The organism is Nocardia sp. NBC_00565, assembly GCF_036345915.1.
GTDB lineage: Bacteria > Actinomycetota > Actinomycetes > Mycobacteriales > Mycobacteriaceae > Nocardia.
In genome coordinates this window covers 3,540,661-3,562,055 of sequence record NZ_CP107785.1, presented here as the reverse complement: position 1 = coordinate 3,562,055, position 21,395 = coordinate 3,540,661, and the positions used below count along the sequence as shown (strand labels likewise).

The window sequence follows — 21,395 nt, the reverse complement described above, 5'->3', positions numbered from 1 at the left end:
TTGCGCGGAGACTGGAGCCGTACGAGTTAGTGAATGGCCATACACTAACGCAAAAATTGCGGACACGGAAGTGGCTTTGTCTTTGCCGATTTGCTGGGGAAAGCTGGAAGCTGAGCGACTGGCAGTTCGGCGGGCAGCTGATTATGCGATTTGTGAGTAACTAAAGGCCATGGTTCGCATCCGCAGATATGAGATCCGCGGCGGGCCGCCGTCCGAACCCCGCGAGCGCGTTCCTGGCCAGCTCGTACTGCGTCGTCAGGGTCCGGACCAGCTCGTCGACCGAGGTGATCGCGTCGACGCCCGCCACGCTGTGTCCGGCACTCCAGGCCGTCCGATTGCGCAGTAGCCGGTCCTGTTGGAAGCCCTCGGCCGCGATCGCCGGCGGCGATTCGTCGTCGAGTGCGAGCCAGGCGGTCAGCAAGCTGGCGGGGATGCCGCCGACCCGGGTGGACAGCCGTACATCGTCGAGTGTCGATTCGACCAGCGCCGCGCGGTAGTCGTCCCCCGCCGAGCTCTCCGTGGTGGCGATGAACCTGGTCCCGAGATACACCAGGTCGGCGCCGAGCACCTGGGCCGCGAGCATCGACGCGCCGTCACTGACGCCGCCCGCGAGCACGATCGGCCCGTCGAAGTGTGGTCGCACCGCGCGTACGAACGCGAACGGATTCGCCCATCCGGTCTGTCCGCCCGCGCCCGCGGTGAGCAGCACGAGCCCATCGACACCCGCGTCGAGTGCGCGCCGCACGTGGGCCATGCTCGAGACATCGGCGAAGACGCGACAGCCGATCGCGTGCAGCGGCGCGATCACCGGTTGCGGTGATCCGACGCTGGTGATCACCAGTTCGACACCGTGCCGGACCAGGCAGTCGAGGTCCTCGCGCAGTCGATCGTTCGTGCGGTGCACCACCAGATTCGGGGCCACCGGGGCGATCCGAGCGGTGCCGTCAGGGTTGAGTGCCGCGGTGATATCCCGCAGCCAGGCATCGAGTTGCCGGGTGGTGGCCGCGTTGTGCGTCGGAAATGCGCCGATCACGCCGTTGCGGCAGGCCGCGATCACGAGATCAGGCCCGGACACGCTGGTCATCGGCGCGGCGATGGCCGGGAGCGTCAATCGGTTCGAGAGGGTGTCGGGTACAGCCATCTACAAAGTAAATCACGAGTAACTAAGAAACGGCAGCAGCGCCGCTGTCCTGGGAGCGGTTGGCGGCCGATCGGCCGTTTCTGCGTCGATGTACAGCGAGAAAAGCTGATAGCGACCCCTTGACACAGTGACCTGCATCACCGATTATGGGCGGGAAAGTAAATCGTGCAACACATTGTTAACGTGGCGCGATCGTTGGACCGGAAGTCGGGCCACGCCCGACGTCAATCCGGAACGCCGAGTGGGCTTTTCGTCGGCGAGGTAGCAGAAGCTCGAGGAATGATGAGGGCACAGGCAGCGATACCGGGCCAAAGGTTTGCTGAACTGTTGGCGCGGATTTCCGACCTGAACGAGCGAGTGAACGAGCTGGCGCGCCAGGCCGCCGGTGGTGGCGCCAACCGTCCGTACATGCAGCTGCTCGGTCTGACAATCGAGCGAACGAGCAGGCGGCTGGCCGCCGTCCAGGCGGGTTCGCCCGATATCACCGACCTGTGCGAGCTCCTCACCGATGTCAGCGCCGTGCAGTCCACGTTGCGCAAACACGCCTTGGCGCAACCCAGTTACGCGCCGGGACGCATCTTCGAGGCGCTCGGGCGCGTTCGCAGGAAGACCACTCCGGATGAGGTCTTCGACATCGCGCCCGCCGAACTGTGCGCGGCTGGTGGATTCGATCGCGCGATGATCTCGAGTGTGCGCGGTTCGATGTGGGCGCCGCGACTGTTGTTCCTGTCCGATGGTCAGGACAGCGGCTTCAATCGTGAACTGAGCGACTACATCTCGGACCTGCAGATCCCCTTGGCATCGCCGATGTTGGAAGCGGAGATCGTGCGGCGGCGGCTGCCCGCCCTGGTGCAGGACGCGCAGTACGAGCCGCGGACCTTCCGCCCATTGATGGCGGCGTCGCGAACACAGGAGTACGTGGTGGCACCGATAGTCGTCGGCGGTGCGGTGATCGGCTTGCTGCATGCCGACGCTTATCTGTCGCAACGCCCACTCGCCACGGCCGATCGAGATAGTCTGCGCACCTTCGCGGAGGGGGTCGGGCTGATCTACGAACGGGCGGTCCTCGAATCACGCCTGGCCGAACAGCGCGAACGCTTGGCCGAGACCTTCCGGGCTGCCGAGCGGATACTAGACGGTCCCGCGCAGGCGCCGGTTCACTTGCCCGGCCCCGCCATTCGCGCCGCGGTCGCGATACCGGATGTCGAGCCCGCGGTGCTGCTTGCCGCGGAGGTCACCGAACCGTCGGTGCGCGAAGGACTTTCGCAGCTCACCGGCCGGGAGCGGGAAGTGCTCGCGCTATTGGCGAGCGGCGCCACGAATGCCCAAGTGGCAGATCAACTCACGGTGGCGGAGAGCACCGTGAAATCCCATGTCAAGCACATCCTGCACAAGATGGGCGCACCGAATCGCGCCAGTGCGATAGCGCGCTATGTGCGCGCCGAGAACAACGAGCGGCGGGTTTGACAATGGCGATAGCAATGGCAACCGATGGCATCGGTATCAGTCCGACCGGCCGCCTCCGGCAGGGCTGGCGGCGACGGGAAGGCGATCTGATCAGCCGACTCGCGGTGCTGCGCGACGCGGTATTCGAGACGGCCGGTGCGGAAACGACGCTGCCACGAGTGGCGTGGGACGGACCGTGGCGGTCGGCGGAGGTGGTCGCGAACCTGATCCATTTCTGCATCGCGCGCCTGCGGAATACGCGCAGTACCGACATCGAAACCGCCGAGCGGCTGTGCGGTTTGATCCTTGAATTGCAGCAGCTCGCAATGGATCTCTACCTGCACGATACGAGTCAGCGCAGTCAGCGACTCGCCGACTGCGCGGCGGGGCTGAGCCGGTTGCGCGGCATTCCGGATACGACGGCGCTGCTGGACGTGGCCTGCGAGGAGATCGTGCTGCGTTGCGGATTCCAGCGGGCGGTGCTGTCGCGGGTCGAGGGCAAATCGTGGCGGCCCTGGATGGCGCACTTCTCGGCGGAACGGGAAGCGGAGTCGTGGTTCGTGGACTGGATCAATCACAGCATCCCCCTCGACTCCCGCGCGCCGGAGACGCAGCTGATGTCGAAACGTCGGCCGTCGCTGGTGTACGACACCTCGAACGCCCCGGTATACCGGCCCATCATCGTCGATGCCGGTCGGTCCAAGTCCTATGTCGTGGCGCCCATCGTGCACGGCGAGGATGTCGTCGGATTCGTGCACGCCGATCACTATCCCTTGACGCGTCGCACCGATGAGGGCGATCGAGATGTGCTGTGGGCGTTCACCGATGGCTTCAGCCACATCTATGAGCGGACGGTGCTGCTGGAACGTCTTCGGCGGCAACGTGATCAGGTTCGCGAACTCGTCGGCGCCGCCGTGGATCGCATGGACGAACTGTGCGAAACGGGAGTCGAGCTAGCCCGGCAAAGTGCGGGCGCACGGCAGGAAGCCGCGTCGATCACCGCACCAGGAGCGTACGGCGATACCGGAGATCTCACCGAGCGTGAGGCGGATGTCTTTCGGCTGATGGTCGCCGGTGCCACCAATCGCGCGATCGCGGAAGAGCTGGTTATCACCGAGGGCACCGTGAAGTCGCATGTCAAACATATTCTGCGCAAATTCGGCGCGGCGAATCGGTCGCAGGCCATCGCGTGGTCGCTGCGGGGACAGTGAGCTCCCAGCGCACTTCACCCTTTCGGGTTGCCGAAATCCCCCCAGCGGACGGCGCGGCCGTTGCGGCACACATGCTTTCCTTGAATAGGTCGCAGCACCCCCGGTGCGTTTTCCTGGGGGTGCCGCGGCAACCAACTCCACCGTTCAGCGCACTCGGCGGGCCTGCATGTCATTCATGATCGGGCTGATGCGGACCACGTCGCCGGGGGTGGGGGCGTGGATCATCTGGCCGTTGCCGAGGTAGATGGCGACATGTCCGGGACCACCGGGACCCCAATTGCCGAACAGCAGGTCGCCGGGGGCCGCCTCGGACAGCGGGATTTCGGTGCCGATCTGCCACTGGGTTTGCGATGTGCGTGGCAGGGAAACCGCACCGCCTGAGGCCGCGTGCACGGCGAAGGAGGTGAGTCCGGAGCAGTCGAAGCCGCCGAGGGTCGGGCCGCTGCTGCCGCCGCCGCCCCAAACATAGGGGATGCCAAGATATTTCATCGCCTGATCGATGATTCGGCGTCCGAGATCCGCGGCGTGGTGCAGGTTGTCCTCGGCGTGCCGGAGGCTGTCTTCCGGCGCCAGCAGCCAGCCGTAATGCTCTTCGGTGGCGCGGATCCGGGCGACGTAAGGTTTGGTCTGATGCTCGTAATCCGGGCTTCCCGATGGCATTCCGCCCGACCGGAGCACGGCTCCGGCTCCGGCGTTGTAGGCGGCGAGGGTGAGATCGAGGGTGTCCCCGGTGACCAGCCCGCTCAGCTTCCAGGATTCGATCTCCCGATAGGTATCGCAGAGCAGGTGACCGGAGGCCATCACCGAATCTCCGACGTCGAAGACGTCCGCGATCCCGTCGCCGTGTACGTCCTTACCGTAGATCGCCCAGGTGGCGGGCATGAATTGGCCCGGCCCGAGTGCCCCGGCCGGTGACACCGGTGCCGTTGGGCCGTAACGGAATCCATTCTCGGCCGCATAGAGCGCCGCCAGGGTCGGAGCCTTGATACCCGGGCACAAACCACCTGCCTGCCGGAACCAGGGCACGAACGTGGCGATATTCCCACCGCTCGCCACGGGCACTGCCGAGGCACTGCTCACCGGCACGGTCGCGAAATGTGCTGGGCCGATCGCATATTGGGTGGGATTCGACGATGGCGTCGTGATACCCGCAACCGGCAGGGGTTGGCTGTCATAGGTGTCGGCCTCGGCTTCGGGCAACACGGTTCTGGTATCGGGTTGTGTCACTGGAACATTCGACGGCACCATGGCCGCGACCCGATCGATGGCGTCGCCAATTCCCTGCCGCGCGACCTGTTGTGCCGGTTCGGGCAGCTGCGCGACCGCATTGTCGAGTTGGACGGTGAGCGACATCGCCGCATCGCCACCGGATTGGACCGCCGCCCGCACCGATACTTTGGCATCGTCCGGAAGTTCGGAGTTATCGACCGCCCCTGTCGCGGCCGCCACGATAGTGGCGATCACGGAAATCGGATCCGACATCGCTTCTCACCCTTCTGTATTCTTTCCGCCCGGCTCGAAAATTCGGCAGCGAAAGCGGATTACGAAAACATCATGTCGGGGCCACGACTTTCAGCACATCCTCCCCGGAGAGGCGATACCCCCTCCTAATGGGGAGGTCGACGCGGGCGGGGTGGTCGTGTAGTTCGCCGATCGGCCGATATCCGTTGACACGCATCGGTGGAAAAGGCCAGGTGGCGCGCATGATCGGCAGCGATTGCCCGCTCGGGATATCCCCCGGTCGGATGGTCCGCTTCCCCCCAAGGGATATCGCGGCCACGGTGATTCGCGTCATACGTTTGTCCGGTGAAAAGCACACTGCGCCCGATCGGCGCCTTCTTCGAGATGTGTGCCGCGACGTTTCGGGCAATGGTCAAGCCGCCATTTCAATGGCGCGAATTCGTGCTGCAGGCATGGTTCATCGTCCGGGTATCGCTGGTGCCCACACTGCTCGTCGCGGTGCCCTTCACGGTCCTGGTCGTGTTCACGCTGAATGTCCTACTGGTGGAATTCGGCGCGGCGGATCTCTCCGGCGCCGGCGCTGCCCTTGGCGCGGTGACGCAGATCGGACCCCTGGTCACCGTATTGGTCGTCGCTGGTGCCGGTGCGACCGCGATATGCGCCGATCTCGGCGCACGCACCATCCGTGAGGAGATCGACGCGATGCGGGTACTCGGCATTGATCCGATCCAAAGGCTCGTCGTGCCAAGGGTATTGGCCTCGACCCTGATTGCGTTGTTGCTGAACGGTCTGGTCATCACCATCGGCATCGTCGGCGGATTCATCTTTTCCGTCTTCTTCCAGAACGTCACGCCGGGTGCCTATGTATCCTCGCTGACCTTCGTCACCGGTACGCCGGAGGTCGTCATTTCTGAAACCAAGGGCTGCATTTTCGGTCTGATCGCCGGTCTGGTGGCCTGCTACCGCGGGCTCACGGTGAAGGGCGGGGCGAAGAGCGTCGGAGACGCGGTGAACGAAACAGTGGTCTATGCGTTTATGGCCCTGTTCGCCGTGAACGTCGTCGCGACCGCGGTCGGCGTCAAGTACGGAACGGGGAAATGACCATGGCCACACTATCTTTCGCGACACCGCGCCGGACCCTGGAATCCCTCGGTGACCAAGCGCTGTTCTATTGGAAGGCCGCCCGCTACGCGCCGCACGCGCTGCGGGCCTACAACCGGGAAACACTGCGCCTGATCGCCGAAATCGGCATGGGCACCGGCACACTCGCTGTCATCGGCGGCACCGTCGCGATCGTCGGGTTCATGACCTTCGCGGGCGGCACGCTGGCCGCCATCCAAGGCTTCAATTCGCTGGGAAATATCGGTGTCGAGGCGCTGACCGGGTTCTTCGCCGCGTTCTGCAATGTGCGCATCATGGCGCCCATCACCGCCGGGATCGCCTTGTCGGCGACCATCGGCGCCGGGTCGACCGCGCAATTGGGCGCGATGCGGATCAGCGAGGAGATCGACGCGCTCGAGGTCACCGGAATCCGATCGATGTCGTATCTGGTGTCGACGCGGGTGATCGCCGGGATGGTGGCGATCGTGCCGCTGTACGCGATGGCGGTTGTGATGTCTTTCCTTGCCGCACAGGTGACCACGGTCAATATCTACGGTCAATCCTCGGGCGTCTACAACCACTACTTCTTCACCTTCTTGCGGCCCAGCGATATCTCCTGGTCCTTTCTGCAGGCGCTGCTGATGGCGAATGTGGTCATGCTGATCCACTGCTACTACGGGTACAACGCCGCCGGTGGACCGGCAGGCGTGGGGGAGGCCGTCGGTCGGGCAGTGCGCACGTCGCTCGCCGCGGTGGTGATGGTCGTGCTGTTCGCATCCCTGGCCATCTATGGCGTATCCGGCAACTTCGATCTGGCGGGATAGGGGACGCGGGCCATGAGTACGGGTAGGAAGAACCACTACAAGAAACCGCCGCTGGTGCGGGCCGGCCTCGCGATGACCGCCGGGCTACTCGGCGCAATCCTGCTCTGCACCTTGACATTTCACGGTAACCTGAAGCGGACGGTGCCGATCACCGTAGTCGCCGACCGCTCCGGGCTGGTCCTGGAACCGGGTGCGAAGGTCAAGCTGAACGGCGTCGTCATCGGGCGGGTCCGCGATGTCGCACAGGGTAACGGCCGGGCGCGTTTGAATCTGGATATCGACTCGAAACGGTTCTCGCTGCTATCCGCGGACACCAGTGCCGAGATCAAGGCGACAACCGCGTTCGGCTCCAAATACGTTGCTCTGCAGACATCGTCGGCACCACAGCAGCGGCCGCTCGCGGCCGGTGCCGAGGTGCGATCGACGAATGTCACCACCGAGGTGAATACCGTCTTCGAGAACCTCGCATCGGTCATGCGGCATATCGACCCCGCGAAACTCAACGCGGCGCTCTCGGCCGTTGCGGACGGCATGCGTGGTAAGGGACAGGAGCTCGGCGACACTGCGGTCAAAGCGGATTCGATGCTGGTCCGGCTCAATCCGGCGCTGCCGCAGTTCCAGCGCGACCTGACCGATCTGGCGGACGTCACCGGTGTTTACGCGGATATCGCGCCACGGCTGCTCGAAATGCTCGGCTACGCGACGACCACCGCCGACTCCGTCGTCGCGCGGGAATCCGAACTGGTGTCGATATTGCAGGCGGCGGTCACCTTCGGCAAGGAGGGCGCTGGGCTGACCAACGATCTCGAGCACGGTCTGGTCGATTCGATGCGACTGCTGGTCCCCACCGCGGGACTGCTGTCGAAGTACAGCCCGGAGCTGACCTGTCTGCTGCACCAGAGCGTCGATGCCCGGGACGCGCAATTGCACTCGTTCGGCGGAAATACCGGCTATTCCGCCGATCTCGATATCGGATTCCTCGGCGGCGCCGATCCCTACCGGTATCCGGAGAATCTGCCGAAGGTAGCCGCTACCGGCGGTCCGGGTGGACAGCCGGGCTGCTACCCGATGATCACGCGGGAGATGTATCCGGCTCCGGTGCTCGTCACCGATACCGGCGCGAACATCGTCAACTCGACCGCGCCCCGCATCGGATCGCCGTACTTCGCGGAATACCTGTTCGGAAACATCCTGGGAGGGCCTGCGCAACGATGAAGATATCCGGAACGATCATCAGGCTGTCCGTCTTCACAGTGGTCATGCTCTTCTTCACCACCGCGGTCGTCATCGTGTTCGCACAGATGCGGTTCGGCTCGGAGCGGACCTACAAAGCCGAATTCTCCGACGCATCGGGTTTGAAGTCCGCGGAATTCGTCCGCGTCGCCGGCGTCGAGGTCGGCAAGGTGAAGTCGGTCGAGGTGGTCGGCAAGGGCACCGCATTGGTCGAGTTCGCGCTCAATCGTGATGTGCCGCTGACCGAGTCGACCAAACTCGCCGTGCGCTACGAAAACCTGGTCGGCGCACACTATCTCGAACTCCTGGACAACCCGGGTTCGACGACACCGCAACCCGAGCATTCGACCATCCCGGCCGACCGCACGGTACCCGCACTGGATCTCGATGCGTTGATCAACGGATTCCGTCCGCTGTTCAAGGCGCTCGAACCCGATCAGGTCAACCGGCTGTCGACCTCGCTGGTTGCCGTGCTCCAGGGGCAGGGCGGAACGATCAACGGCGTCCTACAGCAGGCGGGAGAACTGACTTCGACGCTGGCCGACCGCGATCAGCTGATCGGATCGGTCATCCACAACCTGAACACCGTGCTCGGCACCGTCGATCAGCGCAACGCCCAATTCAACGACGGCATCGACAAACTGCAGCAGCTGATCAGCGGTCTGGCCGAGCAGTCCGATCCCATCGGCGACGCGCTCGTCCGGGTCAACGATGCGTCGCGGTCGGTATCGGATCTGCTGACGAACGCGCGGCCCACCATCAAATCCGATATCACCGAGGCCGGTCGGCTCGCCGGTGTGCTCAATGCCGATAAGGGATACGTCGACTGGGCGCTCGGCAGTCTGCCCGACGCGTACAACCGGCTGTCGCGGCTGGGCCTCTACGGCGACTTCTTCACCTTCTATCTCTGCGACGTGCAGCTCAAGGTGAACGGCCCCGGCGGCAATCCGGTCTACATCCCGATCATCGGGCAGCGGGCAGGAAGGTGCACACCCTGATGAGCAACATCAAGAAATCGCAGACCGCACGGACCGGCCTGATCGGCATTCTCGTCGTGATCGCGCTCGTCGTCGTCGCGGTGAGCTTCGACACGATCACCTCCTGGTTCGGTTCGGCCACCACCTATTCGGCGTACTTCGGCGACACCGGCGGAGTGGTGGCGGGGGACAAGGTATTTCTGGCCGGTGTTCAGGTCGGGAAGGTCGAGAAGGTCGAACTCGACGGCGACAAAGTGCTGATGAAGTTCGATGTCGACGGTCCGGCGCTCGGCGTCGACACCGAGGTGTCGATCAAGACGTTGACCGTGCTCGGCAAGAAGTTCCTTCAGGTCACGCCCCGCGGTGACAAGGAGCTGCCGCCGGATCGGCCGATTCCGATCGAGCACACGACGACGCCGTATCTGCTGACCGACGCGCTCGGGGATCTGTCGACAACCGTCAGCAACCTCGATCTCGGCCAGGTGACCGGTGCGCTGGATACGCTGAGCCGCACCTTGGACCAGACCGCGCCGAATCTGGGCGCCGCGTTGAACGGCGTTGCGCGACTGTCGGATTCGGTCGGATCGCGGGACAGGATGGTGCAGGACCTGTTCCACAACGCCGAATCCCTGACGAAGGTGCTCGGCAGCCGCAGCGACCAGATCAACAAATTGCTGTTGGACGCGAATACGCTGTTCGGCGCGCTGAATCAGCGACGACAGGCGATCCAGACCCTGCTGACCAACCTTTCGGCCGTGACGTCGAATATCGCGGCATTGATCGACGAGAACCAGCAGCAGCTGCGCCCGGTGCTGGAGCAACTCAACGGCGTCACCGACCTGCTGAATCGGCGCAAGGACGATCTGGCAAAGGCCATCCTGCCCGCCAGCCAATACATCACCTCGCTCGGTGAATCGGTGGCGTCCGGGCCGTTCTTCAAGGCCTACATCATGAATCTGCTTCCGGGACAGTTCCTGCAGCCGTTCATCGACGCGGCATTCAAGGACGCCGGCATCGATCCCGGCGCACTGACCGGGCAGTCGACCGACCCGGCACCCGCACCCGCGCCGGCACCGGCGCTGCCGGGATTGCCCCCGCTGCCCGGGCTGCCGCCGCTTCCAGGATTGGGAGGATGACCGTGTTGCGATCCATCATCAAAGGCCGGTCGACCAAGACCAGAATCGCGATTCTGAGCGTGAGCGCCGTGATGCTGGCGGCGGCCGCCGGACTGGGCTGGCACGTATACGACCAGGTCACCACGAAATCCGCGATCGCCTACTTCGACAACACCAACGGCCTGTTCGTCGGTGACCGCGTCAAGATGCTCGGCGTCGATATCGGATCGATCGACGCTATCGATCCGCGCGGCGACCGGATGCGAGTGAAGTTCCACTACGACTCCGACTACCGGATTCCCGCGCAGGCCAAGGCGGTAGTCCTTGCACAGAGCCTGATATCGGCACGGGCGATCCAGTTGACACCCGCCTATACCGGCGGTCCCGAGCTGCCCGACGGCGCCGAAATCCCGCTCGAGCGCACCGCGGTCCCGGTCGAATGGGACGACCTGCGCAAGCAGTTGCAGTCGCTGGCCGAGTCGATCAATCCGACGGAGCAGAACAAGGCCGGTGCACTCGGCGATTTCGTGAACTCGGCGGCGAATGCGTTGAGCGGCAGAGGTGATCAGATCAACGACACGCTGACCAAGCTGTCGAATGCCATGTCGACGCTGTCGGACGGGCGTGACGATCTCTTCGCCACCCTGCGGAATCTGCAGGCGTTCATGACGGCACTGTCGGCCAGTGACACCGAGATCGTCCGGTTGAACCAGAATGTCGCCTCGGTGTCGAGCGCGCTCGACGACTCCGATCAGGAGCTCGGTCGCGCGCTGCAAAGTGTCGACGCGATGTCGAGCCGACTCGAGCAGTTCGTCACCGACAACCGAGACGGGGCCACCAAATCGGTCGAGGATCTGGCGGCGGTGACCAAGGCGCTCAACGATGTTCGACCGAATATCGAGCAGCTGCTGCATGTCGCGCCGACCGCGATTCAGAACTTCTACAACATCTACAACCCGGCACAGGGTTCGTTCACCGGCGCGCTGGCCGTCACGCAGTTCCGCAATCCGGTCCAGTTCATCTGTGGCGCAATCCAATCGGCGAGCCAACTCGGCGCGGCCGAGGCGGCGAAGTTGTGCGTTTCGCAGCTGGCACCGGTGTTGCGACTGCTCACGATGAACTACCCGCCCGCAGGCATCAATCCGGTATCAGGCCTGTCCACGCGCCCGGAGCAGATCGACTACAGCGAACAGTGGCTGCGCGGTGCGGCACCCGCTCCGACGGCCACCCAACCGGTGGACGCGGCCGCCGGTCTGCCCGGATTGCTCGGCATCCCGAACCAAGGAGGTGGTCGGTAATGCGGTTCGAGCAGCGCTCTTGTATCGCGACATTGGCGTTGATCGGCAGCCTGACCATGGCGTCCGGATGTGACTGGCAGGGGCCGAATTCGTTGCCGCTGCCGGGCACCGAGGGCGGCGGGGCCGGTGCGTACGCGGTCAAGATCCAGATGCCGAATGTGATGTCCATCCAACGCAATTCGCGCGTTCGGGTGAATGACGTCACGGTGGGCAATGTCGCCGACGTCCAATTGGAGGGCTGGCACGCACTTGTCACGGTGCGACTGGACCGGGATGTGCATCTGCCCGCCAATGCCACCGCGAAGATCGGTCAGACCAGTCTGCTCGGCTCGTTGCACATCGAGCTGGCCGCACCGCTGAACGAACCCGCGTCGGGAGAACTGAAGGACGGCAGCGTCATTCCGATGGAACACGCCAGCACCTACCCGACGACCGAGCAGACCCTGGCCTCATTGTCGACGGTGCTGAACGGCGGCGGGCTCGCGCAGATACAGGAGATCAGCACCCAGGCGAACGCGTCGCTGTCCGGCCACGAGTCCGAGATTCGCGATCTGCTCACCCGGACCGACACCTTCAGCGCGAGCCTCAACGGCCAGCGTGACGACATCCTCACGGCCGCTGAGGGACTCGACCGGCTCGCCGCGACGGTCGGGCAGCAGAACGACGTCCTTGCCGGGGCACTGGACCGGATCCCGCCCGCATTGGTGATATTGCAAGAGCAGCGGCAGCGGCTCACCGATACCTTGCTTTCGCTCGGAGGCTTCGCCGATTCGGCGAACCGGGTGGTCACCGCCAGCTCCGCGGATTTGCAGCAGAACCTGCGCGATATCGAGCCCGCTATGCGCGCGCTCGCCGACGCGGGTCCCGATCTGCCGAACGCGCTCGGTCTGCTGCCGACCTATCCGTGGCCGCTGGCCAATATCCCGAAGTTCTTCCGTGGCGATGCCGGAAATCTCAGCGGCACGGTCGATTTGACGCTCGGGCGGCTCGATCGCGGACTGCTCCAGGGGACTGCGCTCGAAGGTCTGCTGACCAATGCCGAAACGGCCCTCGGGCGAACTGTCGATCGCGTCCCGGCGTTATCGACGAAGAATCCGTTGACCGCCGGCCTGGACTCGGTCGCGATCCGAGGTGGGAAATGATCCTCTCCAGATTCGTCAAGATCCAGTTGGTCATCTTCGCCATTCTCACGGTGATCGCGCTGGTCATCATGGGTATCGTCTATATGCGCCTGCCCTCGCTGGCCGGCGTCGGCCGCTACACGGTATCGATCGAACTCGCGACGAGCGGCGGGCTGTACAACAGCGCCAACGTCACCTATCGGGGCAAGACGGTCGGGATCGTAACCGGGGTCGCACCGACGGCGGCCGGTGCGGTGGCGACGCTGAATATGGACAGCTCGGCACGAATTCCGGTGTCGGCCAAGGCCAATGTGCACAGCCGATCGGCCATCGGCGAGCAGTATGTGGATTTCGTGCCCACGTCATCAGAGGGGCCGTTCCTGCACAACGGTGATGTGGTGCCGGTGACGCGGACGACGGTGCCGCAGGACATCGCCCCGCTGATCGACACGCTCAACGCGAGCCTCACCTCCATTCCCCAGGACAAGCTGACCACCCTGATCGAGGAGACGCACAACGCGTTCGGGGGCACCGGCAACGCTTTGCAGCGCCTCCTCAACGGTGCGGACCGAGTGTTGGATCAGGCGAACGCGGATACCGATTCGATGACCACCCTGATCAATGATTCGGCGTCGTTCCTCGATTCGCAGCAGGTCAGCAGCCCGGCGATGCGCGAATGGGTGGCGCACCTAGCCAACTCCGTACAGCAGGCGCAGGCCAACGACCAGCACATCCAGGACATTCTCGCGACCGGTCCCGGGGCCGCCCGCGAGGCGAGCGACTTGTTCCAGCGACTGCACTTGACGACACCACTGCTGGTCGCGAACCTGACGAGCCTGGGCCAGGTGGCCGTCACCTACAACGCGTCGATCGAACAACTGCTGGTCCTGTTGCCCGCGAGCGTCAGTGCACTCAAGACCATCAACGTCCCGGACTCGGGCGGCACCAACCGCGCGTTCCTCGACTTCAAGCTGAATCTGAATGCCCCGCCGCCGTGCACCACCGGATTCCTGCCGGGATCCGAGCGCCGCGATGGTTCGTCCGTCGATGCCCCCACTCGCACGCCCGATCCCATCTTCTGTGCGATACCGGCGGATGCGCCCAATGCCAGTCGTGGCGCTCGAAATCTGCCATGCATGGATGTGCCGGGAAAGCGTGCACCGACGGTGGATATCTGCAAGAGCGACGAGCAGTACGTGCCGCAGGGCACCAATCCCTGGCTGGAGAATCCGACTCCGGCCGTTGGCGGTCCGGCTGCTCCCGCCGATGCGCGGACACCGGAGCCGACGCCCCAGGTCGGCACCGCGAGTTATGACCCCGGCTCGGGTTCATATGTGGGCAGTGACGGGCGCGCGTATTCGCAGCCCGGTCTGGTGCCCGGAAGCGTGCAGGGTCCGCCGACTCTGCAGACCCTGTTGACAGGAGGCCACTGTTAACGCTTCTCCTGCCTGAAGGCAGGAGATTCACAGCTCAGACCGCAACCGAACCACCCACCCGAAGGAGGTGACCCGCTTGTCTCACATCCTCAACACTGCTGTGGCCGCGTTCTGCCACAACCAGAATCACCCTGGCAGCATTCCGATCCCGACCCGCAGCGTAACCACACTCGGTACATCGGAAAGTTCTCTCGCACAACTCGAGTCGCTTGGCTCTCGCGAAACACTCACTGCACGTTATCGACGTAAAGGCGGGCTGAACCAACACCACCCTCCAGCCGGCCCGCACGCCACACTCGACCAACTCCCGCTTCGCCGCGCCGATCGCCGCATCCGCCGCCTTACGCGCCATCGTGGACCTCGCCAGAAACCTCGGCCGGAAATCCTCCACCGCGATCAACCCATGCTCGGCCACAACACGTTTCGCCCACACCCGCGAATCATGCCGGGTTTGCCGGACCGCTTTCTTATGCAGCTTCGCCACCTGCCGGGCGGCCCGCTGGTAACCGCGCGACTGCGGGCCACGCTTACCGCTGTACCGCCGCGCCATACGGCGTTGCGCTTTCCCCAGCTCCGCCGCACACCGCTTCCGGTGCCCCAAAAAAGGCAAGTCGAACTCGGGGTCGGTCGTCGTGGCCGTGGTACTCACACCCCAATCGATACCGACACCACCCGCTGCCACCGGCACTGTTTCCACCTCCCGGCGGACGACGAACGAGGCATACCAGTGCCCCAAACTGTCGCGGGTGATCCGCACAGACGTCGGATCGGACGGCAATTCTCGCGCCCACACCACCGGGATACTCACCCCTTTCGGGAGGAGCAGCCTGCCTTCACGGATGCTGAACCCGCGCACGGTGTATTCCAGCGACGGCAATGCCTTCTTCCGTGCTTTGAACCTCGGTCTGCCGCGCCGGTTGACCTTGAACGACTGGTCGAGGGCTCGGGCGTAGGTGCGCAGGGTTTGCTGCTGGGCGACTTGGGACCCGTCGCGCAACCACGCGGTCCGGGCACGCGCTTCGGTCAGCAACTTCCCGAGTTTGGAGAAGGTGACACGCCCACCCGACTTCTGTTGATGCACAGCCTCATTCCACAGAAACCGGCACCGATCCCACTCAGCGACCAACGCCCGCTCCGCCTGCACGCCGGGGCGCAGTCGGTAGCTGTAACGCACCACCTCGGTCATACCCGGCAATCTAACCGACACCACCGACACATCCTTGCAACCCAACCACTGGAAGGAGGATGGCGCTTCCTCTCCCCCGTGAACGAAGGAGTGTCCGCGCCAAACACCCGATGACACATCGAACTGTCTACGAAGTCGCTGAGCCGGATATCGACGACCTGGTCTCCGCGGAGCCGGACGTCCAACAGTCGGCCGCCGATGAGCCGGACGTCCAAGAGTTGGCCGCCGAGGACGATGTCGGCGAAAAGTCGGTCGACACAAAGGATTCCGATGGGGCGCGAGCAAGCAAGCGACCCCGTGCGGCGCTGCTGATCGCGGCGCTGTCGGTACTCGTACTGGTCACACTGGCGGTGTCCGCCACTCTGCTGGCCGCGGCCCACCGCGACAGCGACGCGGCGGGCGATCGAGATCTCGCGCTTCTCGGCGCCGTCCGGCAGGAGGTGGTCAACCTCATCTCGCCGAGCGTCAAGGACCCGGGCGGCAGCGCCGACCGCATCGCGAAAGACGCTACTGGACAATGGCTTACCGAATTCCAGGGCACGAAGGATCGTTTCGTCGGTGCGATCAGCGAGTCCAAAACCGAATCCGTCGGTGAAATCCTCGGTGCCGGAATCGAACGGCACAACGGCGACGGCAGTACGACGGTCCTCGTCTCGGCGGTATCGAAGGTGACCAATGCGGCCGGTGCCAAGGATGATCCCCGAACCTGGCGTCTGCGCGTCGAGATCGTCGAAATCGACGGCAGGTACAAGTTGTCCAAGGTCGAGGTCGTGCCATGAGGAAGGCGCTGGACTTCCTCGATCGGCGCACACGGACGCTGGGTGCTGTTGCACTGCTGGCTGTTGCGGCCCTCGCCTTCGCGGCCGTGTCGTATTTCCACTACACAGTGGCCGATGAGCGCACCGCGGATGTCCGCGGTGTGGTCGCCGAGCAGGCCGGAAAGCTGACCGCTGGCGTACTGACATACAAGGCCGACACGGTCGACGCGGACGTCCAGCAGGCCAAGACGCACCTCACCGGTGAATTCCTGGCCTCGTATTCGAAACTGGCCGCCGACACCATCATTCCGCAGGCCGCGCAGTCGCATGTCGCGGCCCGCTGGGAGGTCAGTGGCAGCTCGGTCATATCCGCTGGTCCCGATTCCGGCGTGGCGCTGGTATTCCTGCGCGGCGTCACAACCAACAACGCGAAACCGGATCCGACCTACCTGGTCAGCAGTGTGCGGGTGCGCGTCGAGAAGACCGGCGATCAGTGGTTGATCGCGACGATGGAGCCGCTATGAGCGTATTTCGCGTGATCCTTGCCCTGCTCGCGGCGATCGCTGTCGGGGGCCTCGGCGTCGGTGGCTGGTCGATGGCCGAGCACCACACCGTCACTCGGGACAGCGCCAACGACGATCAGCTGCTGCATTTCTCGATGGACGCTGTGGCGGAGCTGATTTCGACCAACTCCGGTGACGCCGGAGGCTATGTGGACCGGGTCCTGGCGAATGCGACGGGTACATGGCACGACGAATTCGAGGCCCGCAAGCGTTCGGTCCTCGACACCATGCAGGCGTCGGGCGGAGTCATCACCGGCCGGGGTATCGCCGCGGGTATCGAACGGCGCAATGATGACGGCAGCGCTACCGTACTCGTCGCCGCGACGTCGGAGGCATCGGTGCCGGTATCGGCCGGTGCCACACCGCAACCCGACGATACCCGGGTGCGACTCGAGCCGAAGCAGTACCAGATCCGTGTCGACGTCACCGAGGTCGGCGGGAAATTCAAGCTCTCGAAGGTGGGGTTCGTACCATGATCACCAAGCAATCGGCCGTGCTCTCGCCACGCGGAATCATCACTGTCGCAGTCGATCTGCTGCCCCCGGCTATTGTCGCTGCTGTTACCTTCGCCATCACATCGATGCTGGGCTATCCCCTCTGGATGGAGGTCGTGTGCGGCCTGGTCATCGTGGCAGCGGCGGGGCATGTGATGCGCAACGCCGTGCGACGCCGACGGCCTACCGATGCGACGGCGAGCGCGAGCCGGCGCACGCTGTTCGCTGTGGCACCGCCGATTCTCGCACTGGCCGCGCTGGTTTCGCTGCAACTGCTGATGCAGCGTCCGGCCGACCGGGAACTCGAGTCGGCTCGGGGGACTGTCGCACAGACGGCGACCGAGGCTGCCGTAGCGATCCTGTCCTATCAGCCGGAAACCGTCGACCAGGATCTGGTGGCGGCCCAGGCCAGGCTGACCGGTGACTTTCTGGACACCTACGCGAAGTTGGCGAATACAGTTGTCGGCCCGACTGCCAAGGAGAAGCGGGTCACCATGCAGGCGACACCCGCGGGTGCCGCGGTCGAATCGGCGTCCAGGGATCAGGCGACCGTCATCGTCTACATCAACCAGACCACCACTGTCGCAGGCAATCCCGCGCCGTCGCAGTCACAGAACGCGCTGCGTGTCGGGCTGATGAAGGTCGACGGCAGCTGGCTCGTCAATCGATTCGACCCGCTGTTCTGACAACGAAGTTCGGTGCGCCCAACCCTATCGAGTTCGGAAGAAGGAGAAGTTCATCATGAGTGGTGTCGAAGTCCGTGTCGAAGGACTGACGAAATCGTTCGGTTCCCAGATGATTTGGCGTGATGTATCGCTGACGCTGCCTGCGGGCGAGGTCAGTGTGCTGCTCGGGCCCTCGGGTACCGGAAAGTCGGTGTTCCTCAAATCGCTGATCGGCCTGCTGCGTCCCGAGTACGGCTCGATCCTGGTGGACGGGACCGACATCCTGCAGTGCTCGGAGAAGGAACTCTACGAGATCCGCAAGCTGTTCGGCGTGCTGTTCCAGGACGGTGCGCTGTTCGGCTCGATGAATCTGTTCGACAACACCGCTTTCCCGCTGCGTGAGCACACCAAGAAATCCGAGTCCGAGATCCGCAAGATCGTCATGGACAAACTCGATCTCGTCGGCCTCACCGGCGCGGAAGCCAAACTGCCCGGCGAGATTTCGGGCGGTATGCGCAAGCGGGCCGGCCTGGCTCGTGCACTCGTGCTCGACCCGCAGATCATCCTGGTCGACGAGCCGGACTCCGGCCTCGACCCGGTCCGCACCAGCTACATCAGCCAATTGTTCCTCGACATCAATGCCCAGATCGACGCGACGTTCCTCATCGTCACGCACAACATCAACCTGGCCCGCACGGTGCCCGACAATATCGGCATGCTGTTCCGCCGCGAGCTGGTCATGTTCGGCCCCCGCGAAGTGCTGCTCACCAGCGACGAACCCGTGGTCCGCCAATTCCTCAACGGCCGCATGATCGGCCCGATCGGCATGAGCGAGGAAAAGGACGAGGCCCAGATGGCCCACGAACAGGCCCTGGTCGACGCGGGCCACCATGTCGGCGGAGTCGAGGACATCGACGGCATCATCCCCCAGATGCAGCCGACCCCTGGCATGCCCTTCCGCCAGGCCGCTGTCCGCCGCCAGGAACGCGTCCGCCAAATCTTGCACACCCTGCCCCGCAACGCCCAGGTCGCGATCGAAGAGTTCCTCGACCCCGAACCCGTAGAACTCTCTGCCTGACAACCGATTCCGAGCAAGGACCCCATGACAATCGACCTTGTAGACCCCATCCAAAGCCTGGTCTCCGCAATAGCCTGGCTGCTCATCCGAGGCCATCTGCCGCCGGCTTAGCCAGGTCGGGGACCCCCCGTCGGGGGTGCCCGATTCCACCTCGATGGCGAGACTGCAAAGGAACCCCCGGCCCAAGAGATCCTTGGTTTCTAGGGGTCGTCGCAACACTGCTGGTGTTAGGCGGTGAGTAGATCACGTAAGCGCTCGGCTGGGGTATCCCAGCCGAGCGTTTTGCGTGGTCGTCCGTTGAGTTCCTGTGCGACGTGTTCGAGGTCTTCGGGTCCGTAGACACTCAGGTCGGTGCCCTTCGGAAAGTACTGGCGTAGTAGACCGTTGGTGTTTTCGTTGGTGCCGCGCTGCCATGGGCTGGCAGGGTCGCAGAAGTAGACAGCCATGTCGGTGGCCATCGAGAACTGTTTGTGCCGAGCCATTTCGCTGCCCTGGTCCCAGGTCAGCGACCCACGCAGATGCGCAGGCAGCGTCGAGATCGTCTTGATGAGACCGTCGCGCACCGATTCGGCATCGTGGCTGTCGGGCAGGTGGACCAGCATGGTGTAGCGGGTGCTGCGTTCGACCAGGGTGGCGATCGCGGTCTTGTTGTGTTCGCCGGTGATGTAGGGGTCGGACCGGGGCGCGGTGCCAGGATTGCTCCTGGTCCGTTTCCCCGGCCCGCCCTCCGCACCGGACGTGCGACTCTCATCGCATCCGGCGCTCCACGGACTGCCACTGCTATGCGGGAACCGCGGCCCCCGCGGTGCTGGACCAGGGTGTGGGGATGTTGTTCGCTCGCCACCGATAGCGGGTGACCGCGACGGTGGTGGTGTCGAACATGATGATCCCGTCCACTGCCGGACGGTTTCCTGGCCTGCCGGTCAGGAAACGCCGATAGAGTTCCGCCCACGTGATTCGCTTGTGTCGCTTGAGCAACCATTGGGTGATTCGATGCCAGGCGAAGGAATCGAGATACCCGAACGTCGCTTTCGACACACCGTGGCGAAAATACGCACACCATCCTCGGAGCACCGGGTTGAGGCGTCCGAGCAGGTCAGCGAGGCCATGATGACGTGCCTTCTTCGTGAGTGCCCGCACCTTTGCCGTGATTGAAAGTAACGCCTTCTTCGACGGATAGGTGTAAACGCTCATCTTGGTGGTTCCCTTCCTCCGGCGCCGTTGGATGCGGAACCCGAGGAAATCGAACCCCTCGTCGAGATGACATACCCGGGACTTCCCGACAGACAGGTTCAGCCCCAACGGGGCGATAACCTGCGCGACTTCGTCCCATAACGCGTCCGCGTGTGCTTTGGCCCCGGCCACCATGATCACGAAATCGTCCGCGTAGCGGACGATTCGATAGGTGGCCCCGCCGCGTTTGCGGTGCGCCTCCCGCCGATAGGAAGTCGTGTGGGCCTCCCATTTCGCGACGAAATGCGCGTCCAACACCGTCAGAGCGATGTTGGCCAGCAAGGGTGAGAGTATGCCGCCCTGGGGTGTGCCGGTATCGGAGTTCCTGACCATCCCGTCACCGGACATGATGCCCGCCTTCAGAAACGCCTTGATCAGGGCCAGGACACGCTTATCGGCGATCCGAGTGCGGACCCGATCCATGATTGCCGGATGGGCCAGCTCGTCGAAACACGCAGCGATGTCGGCCTCGAAAACCCAGTGATAGCTTCGGGTCCCGAGTGCGTGAATCTCGGCGATCGCGTCCTGAGCGCGACGCCTCGGGCGGAAACCGTAGGAGACCGGTTCGAAGTCCGCCTCGAAGATCGGCTCCAACACCAGCAACAACGATGCCTGCACCGTGCGGTCCATCGCGGTGGGGATACCGAGTCGCCTGAGCTTGCTACTACCCGGTTTGGGAATAAGTCTCTCCCGCACCGGAAGTGGAGCAAACGTCCGAGTCTTCACCTGCTCTCGGACCTGACCCAGGAACGCCACGATCTCGCCATCCCCGACGATCGACGCCGGTGCCAGCCCATCGACACCGGCCGAGCGGGCACCTTTGTTCCCCTGCACCCGGCCCCACGCGACGGTGAGGAAATCCGGGTGATAGACGAGGTTGAACACGTCATCGAAGAGGCGGCCGGAATCCTCGACCGCCCAGTGGTGCAGCTTGCATTGCATCTGTCGTACCCGCCATGCCGCCCGATCGGGATCGGGCCATGACAGCTCACCGGTATTCACCAGTGCCTCCGTTCGTGTCGTGCTCACTGCATCAATTCCGCTGGGGCCCTTC

The 21,395-nt window shown here is 64.1% G+C and carries 19 protein-coding genes and 1 pseudogene; 15 read left to right on the top strand and 5 right to left on the bottom strand.

The window, feature by feature from the left end; genetic code table 11:
- Positions 1-160: 160 nt before the first annotated feature.
- The gene (locus OG874_RS16970; protein WP_330256103.1) at positions 161-1,141 is read right to left on the bottom strand and encodes an NAD(P)H-dependent flavin oxidoreductase; all 981 of its coding nucleotides are present in this window, start codon (positions 1,139-1,141) and stop codon (positions 161-163) included.
- 327 nt (positions 1,142-1,468) lie between these two features.
- Here OG874_RS16970 and OG874_RS16965 point away from each other — a divergent pair, with 327 nt between their 5' ends.
- Positions 1,469-2,608, top strand: a complete 1,140-nt coding sequence (locus tag OG874_RS16965; RefSeq protein WP_330256102.1) for a LuxR C-terminal-related transcriptional regulator — start codon at positions 1,469-1,471, stop codon at positions 2,606-2,608.
- Between the two features lie 14 nt (positions 2,609-2,622).
- On the top strand, positions 2,623-3,798 hold the full coding sequence (locus OG874_RS16960) for a helix-turn-helix transcriptional regulator (RefSeq protein ID WP_330256101.1): 1,176 nt from the start codon (positions 2,623-2,625) through the stop codon (positions 3,796-3,798).
- A gap of 144 nt (positions 3,799-3,942) precedes the next feature.
- Here the strand turns inward: OG874_RS16960 and OG874_RS16955 are convergent, their stop codons facing one another.
- The gene (locus OG874_RS16955) at positions 3,943-5,280 is read right to left on the bottom strand and encodes a C40 family peptidase (RefSeq protein ID WP_330256100.1); all 1,338 of its coding nucleotides are present in this window, start codon (positions 5,278-5,280) and stop codon (positions 3,943-3,945) included.
- Between the two features lie 363 nt (positions 5,281-5,643).
- On the opposite strand from OG874_RS16955, the gene OG874_RS16950 reads away from it, so the two are divergent.
- From OG874_RS16950 to OG874_RS16915, 8 genes are read left to right on the top strand one after another with little or no spacing between them, the layout of a single operon-like run.
- Complete coding sequence (locus tag OG874_RS16950; RefSeq protein ID WP_330257315.1) at positions 5,644-6,360, top strand: MlaE family ABC transporter permease; 717 nt, start codon at positions 5,644-5,646, stop codon at positions 6,358-6,360.
- A gap of 2 nt (positions 6,361-6,362) precedes the next feature.
- Positions 6,363-7,184: an MlaE family ABC transporter permease gene (locus OG874_RS16945; protein ID WP_330256099.1), complete on the top strand. Its 822-nt coding sequence runs from the start codon at positions 6,363-6,365 to the stop codon at positions 7,182-7,184.
- A 12-nt stretch (positions 7,185-7,196) separates the two neighbouring features.
- Positions 7,197-8,399 (top strand): MCE family protein, encoded by a 1,203-nt coding sequence (locus OG874_RS16940; RefSeq protein WP_330256098.1) that lies wholly within the window; start codon positions 7,197-7,199, stop codon positions 8,397-8,399.
- On the top strand, positions 8,396-9,415 hold the full coding sequence (locus OG874_RS16935) for an MCE family protein (RefSeq protein ID WP_330256097.1): 1,020 nt from the start codon (positions 8,396-8,398) through the stop codon (positions 9,413-9,415). Before OG874_RS16940 ends, OG874_RS16935 begins: the two co-directional genes overlap by 4 nt.
- Positions 9,415-10,530 carry an MCE family protein gene (locus OG874_RS16930; protein WP_330256096.1) on the top strand — a complete coding sequence of 372 codons (1,116 nt, stop codon included), beginning with the start codon at positions 9,415-9,417 and terminating at the stop codon, positions 10,528-10,530. Before OG874_RS16935 ends, OG874_RS16930 begins: the two co-directional genes overlap by 1 nt.
- The gene (locus OG874_RS16925; RefSeq protein ID WP_330256095.1) at positions 10,527-11,807 is read left to right on the top strand and encodes an MCE family protein; all 1,281 of its coding nucleotides are present in this window, start codon (positions 10,527-10,529) and stop codon (positions 11,805-11,807) included. Before OG874_RS16930 ends, OG874_RS16925 begins: the two co-directional genes overlap by 4 nt.
- Positions 11,807-12,949 (top strand): MCE family protein, encoded by a 1,143-nt coding sequence (locus OG874_RS16920; protein ID WP_330256094.1) that lies wholly within the window; start codon positions 11,807-11,809, stop codon positions 12,947-12,949. Before OG874_RS16925 ends, OG874_RS16920 begins: the two co-directional genes overlap by 1 nt.
- Complete coding sequence (locus OG874_RS16915) at positions 12,946-14,364, top strand: MCE family protein (RefSeq protein WP_330256093.1); 1,419 nt, start codon at positions 12,946-12,948, stop codon at positions 14,362-14,364. Before OG874_RS16920 ends, OG874_RS16915 begins: the two co-directional genes overlap by 4 nt.
- Positions 14,365-14,398: 34 nt before the next feature.
- Here the strand turns inward: OG874_RS16915 and OG874_RS16910 are convergent, their stop codons facing one another.
- Entirely contained in the window at positions 14,399-15,550 is a 1,152-nt protein-coding gene (locus OG874_RS16910; protein ID WP_330256092.1) for an RNA-guided endonuclease InsQ/TnpB family protein, read from the bottom strand.
- A gap of 110 nt (positions 15,551-15,660) precedes the next feature.
- Between OG874_RS16910 and OG874_RS16905 the strand changes: the two genes are divergently transcribed.
- From OG874_RS16905 to OG874_RS16885, 5 genes are read left to right on the top strand one after another with little or no spacing between them, the layout of a single operon-like run.
- Positions 15,661-16,329, top strand: coding sequence for a hypothetical protein (locus OG874_RS16905; RefSeq protein ID WP_330256091.1), 669 nt, complete (start codon positions 15,661-15,663; stop codon positions 16,327-16,329).
- Positions 16,326-16,832: a hypothetical protein gene (locus OG874_RS16900; RefSeq protein WP_330256090.1), complete on the top strand. Its 507-nt coding sequence runs from the start codon at positions 16,326-16,328 to the stop codon at positions 16,830-16,832. The genes OG874_RS16905 and OG874_RS16900 overlap by 4 nt, the downstream gene beginning before the upstream one ends.
- Positions 16,829-17,347, top strand: coding sequence for a hypothetical protein (locus tag OG874_RS16895; RefSeq protein ID WP_330256089.1), 519 nt, complete (start codon positions 16,829-16,831; stop codon positions 17,345-17,347). The genes OG874_RS16900 and OG874_RS16895 overlap by 4 nt, the downstream gene beginning before the upstream one ends.
- Complete coding sequence (locus OG874_RS16890; protein ID WP_330256088.1) at positions 17,344-18,051, top strand: hypothetical protein; 708 nt, start codon at positions 17,344-17,346, stop codon at positions 18,049-18,051. Before OG874_RS16895 ends, OG874_RS16890 begins: the two co-directional genes overlap by 4 nt.
- Positions 18,052-18,106: 55 nt before the next feature.
- Positions 18,107-19,108 carry an ABC transporter ATP-binding protein gene (locus tag OG874_RS16885; protein WP_330256087.1) on the top strand — a complete coding sequence of 334 codons (1,002 nt, stop codon included), beginning with the start codon at positions 18,107-18,109 and terminating at the stop codon, positions 19,106-19,108.
- A gap of 227 nt (positions 19,109-19,335) precedes the next feature.
- On the opposite strand, the pseudogene OG874_RS16880 reads toward OG874_RS16885, so the two are convergent.
- Both OG874_RS16880 and ltrA read right to left on the bottom strand, forming a co-directional pair.
- Positions 19,336-19,755 (bottom strand): annotated as a pseudogene (locus tag OG874_RS16880) (IS30 family transposase); the annotation flags it as partial.
- Positions 19,756-19,888: 133 nt separating this feature from the next.
- Complete coding sequence (gene ltrA, locus OG874_RS16875) at positions 19,889-21,370, bottom strand: group II intron reverse transcriptase/maturase (protein ID WP_330256086.1); 1,482 nt, start codon at positions 21,368-21,370, stop codon at positions 19,889-19,891.
- Positions 21,371-21,395 lie beyond the last annotated feature (25 nt).

Excerpts from the sequence above, each read along its gene's own strand:
- OG874_RS16970 (WP_330256103.1), bottom strand. The coding sequence starts at position 1,141 with ATGGCTGTACCCGACACCCTCTCGAACCGATTGACGCTCCCGGCCATC.
- OG874_RS16960 (WP_330256101.1), top strand. The coding sequence starts at position 2,623 with ATGGCAACCGATGGCATCGGTATCAGTCCGACCGGCCGCCTCCGGCAG.
- OG874_RS16955 (WP_330256100.1), bottom strand. The coding sequence starts at position 5,280 with ATGTCGGATCCGATTTCCGTGATCGCCACTATCGTGGCGGCCGCGACA.
- OG874_RS16950 (WP_330257315.1), top strand. The coding sequence starts at position 5,644 with ATGTGTGCCGCGACGTTTCGGGCAATGGTCAAGCCGCCATTTCAATGG.
- OG874_RS16945 (WP_330256099.1), top strand. The coding sequence starts at position 6,363 with ATGGCCACACTATCTTTCGCGACACCGCGCCGGACCCTGGAATCCCTC.
- OG874_RS16940 (WP_330256098.1), top strand. The coding sequence starts at position 7,197 with ATGAGTACGGGTAGGAAGAACCACTACAAGAAACCGCCGCTGGTGCGG.
- OG874_RS16935 (WP_330256097.1), top strand. The coding sequence starts at position 8,396 with ATGAAGATATCCGGAACGATCATCAGGCTGTCCGTCTTCACAGTGGTC.
- OG874_RS16930 (WP_330256096.1), top strand. The coding sequence starts at position 9,415 with ATGAGCAACATCAAGAAATCGCAGACCGCACGGACCGGCCTGATCGGC.
- OG874_RS16925 (WP_330256095.1), top strand. The coding sequence starts at position 10,527 with ATGACCGTGTTGCGATCCATCATCAAAGGCCGGTCGACCAAGACCAGA.
- OG874_RS16920 (WP_330256094.1), top strand. The coding sequence starts at position 11,807 with ATGCGGTTCGAGCAGCGCTCTTGTATCGCGACATTGGCGTTGATCGGC.
- OG874_RS16915 (WP_330256093.1), top strand. The coding sequence starts at position 12,946 with ATGATCCTCTCCAGATTCGTCAAGATCCAGTTGGTCATCTTCGCCATT.
- OG874_RS16910 (WP_330256092.1), bottom strand. The coding sequence starts at position 15,550 with ATGACCGAGGTGGTGCGTTACAGCTACCGACTGCGCCCCGGCGTGCAG.
- OG874_RS16905 (WP_330256091.1), top strand. The coding sequence starts at position 15,661 with ATGACACATCGAACTGTCTACGAAGTCGCTGAGCCGGATATCGACGAC.
- OG874_RS16900 (WP_330256090.1), top strand. The coding sequence starts at position 16,326 with ATGAGGAAGGCGCTGGACTTCCTCGATCGGCGCACACGGACGCTGGGT.
- OG874_RS16895 (WP_330256089.1), top strand. The coding sequence starts at position 16,829 with ATGAGCGTATTTCGCGTGATCCTTGCCCTGCTCGCGGCGATCGCTGTC.
- OG874_RS16890 (WP_330256088.1), top strand. The coding sequence starts at position 17,344 with ATGATCACCAAGCAATCGGCCGTGCTCTCGCCACGCGGAATCATCACT.
- OG874_RS16885 (WP_330256087.1), top strand. The coding sequence starts at position 18,107 with ATGAGTGGTGTCGAAGTCCGTGTCGAAGGACTGACGAAATCGTTCGGT.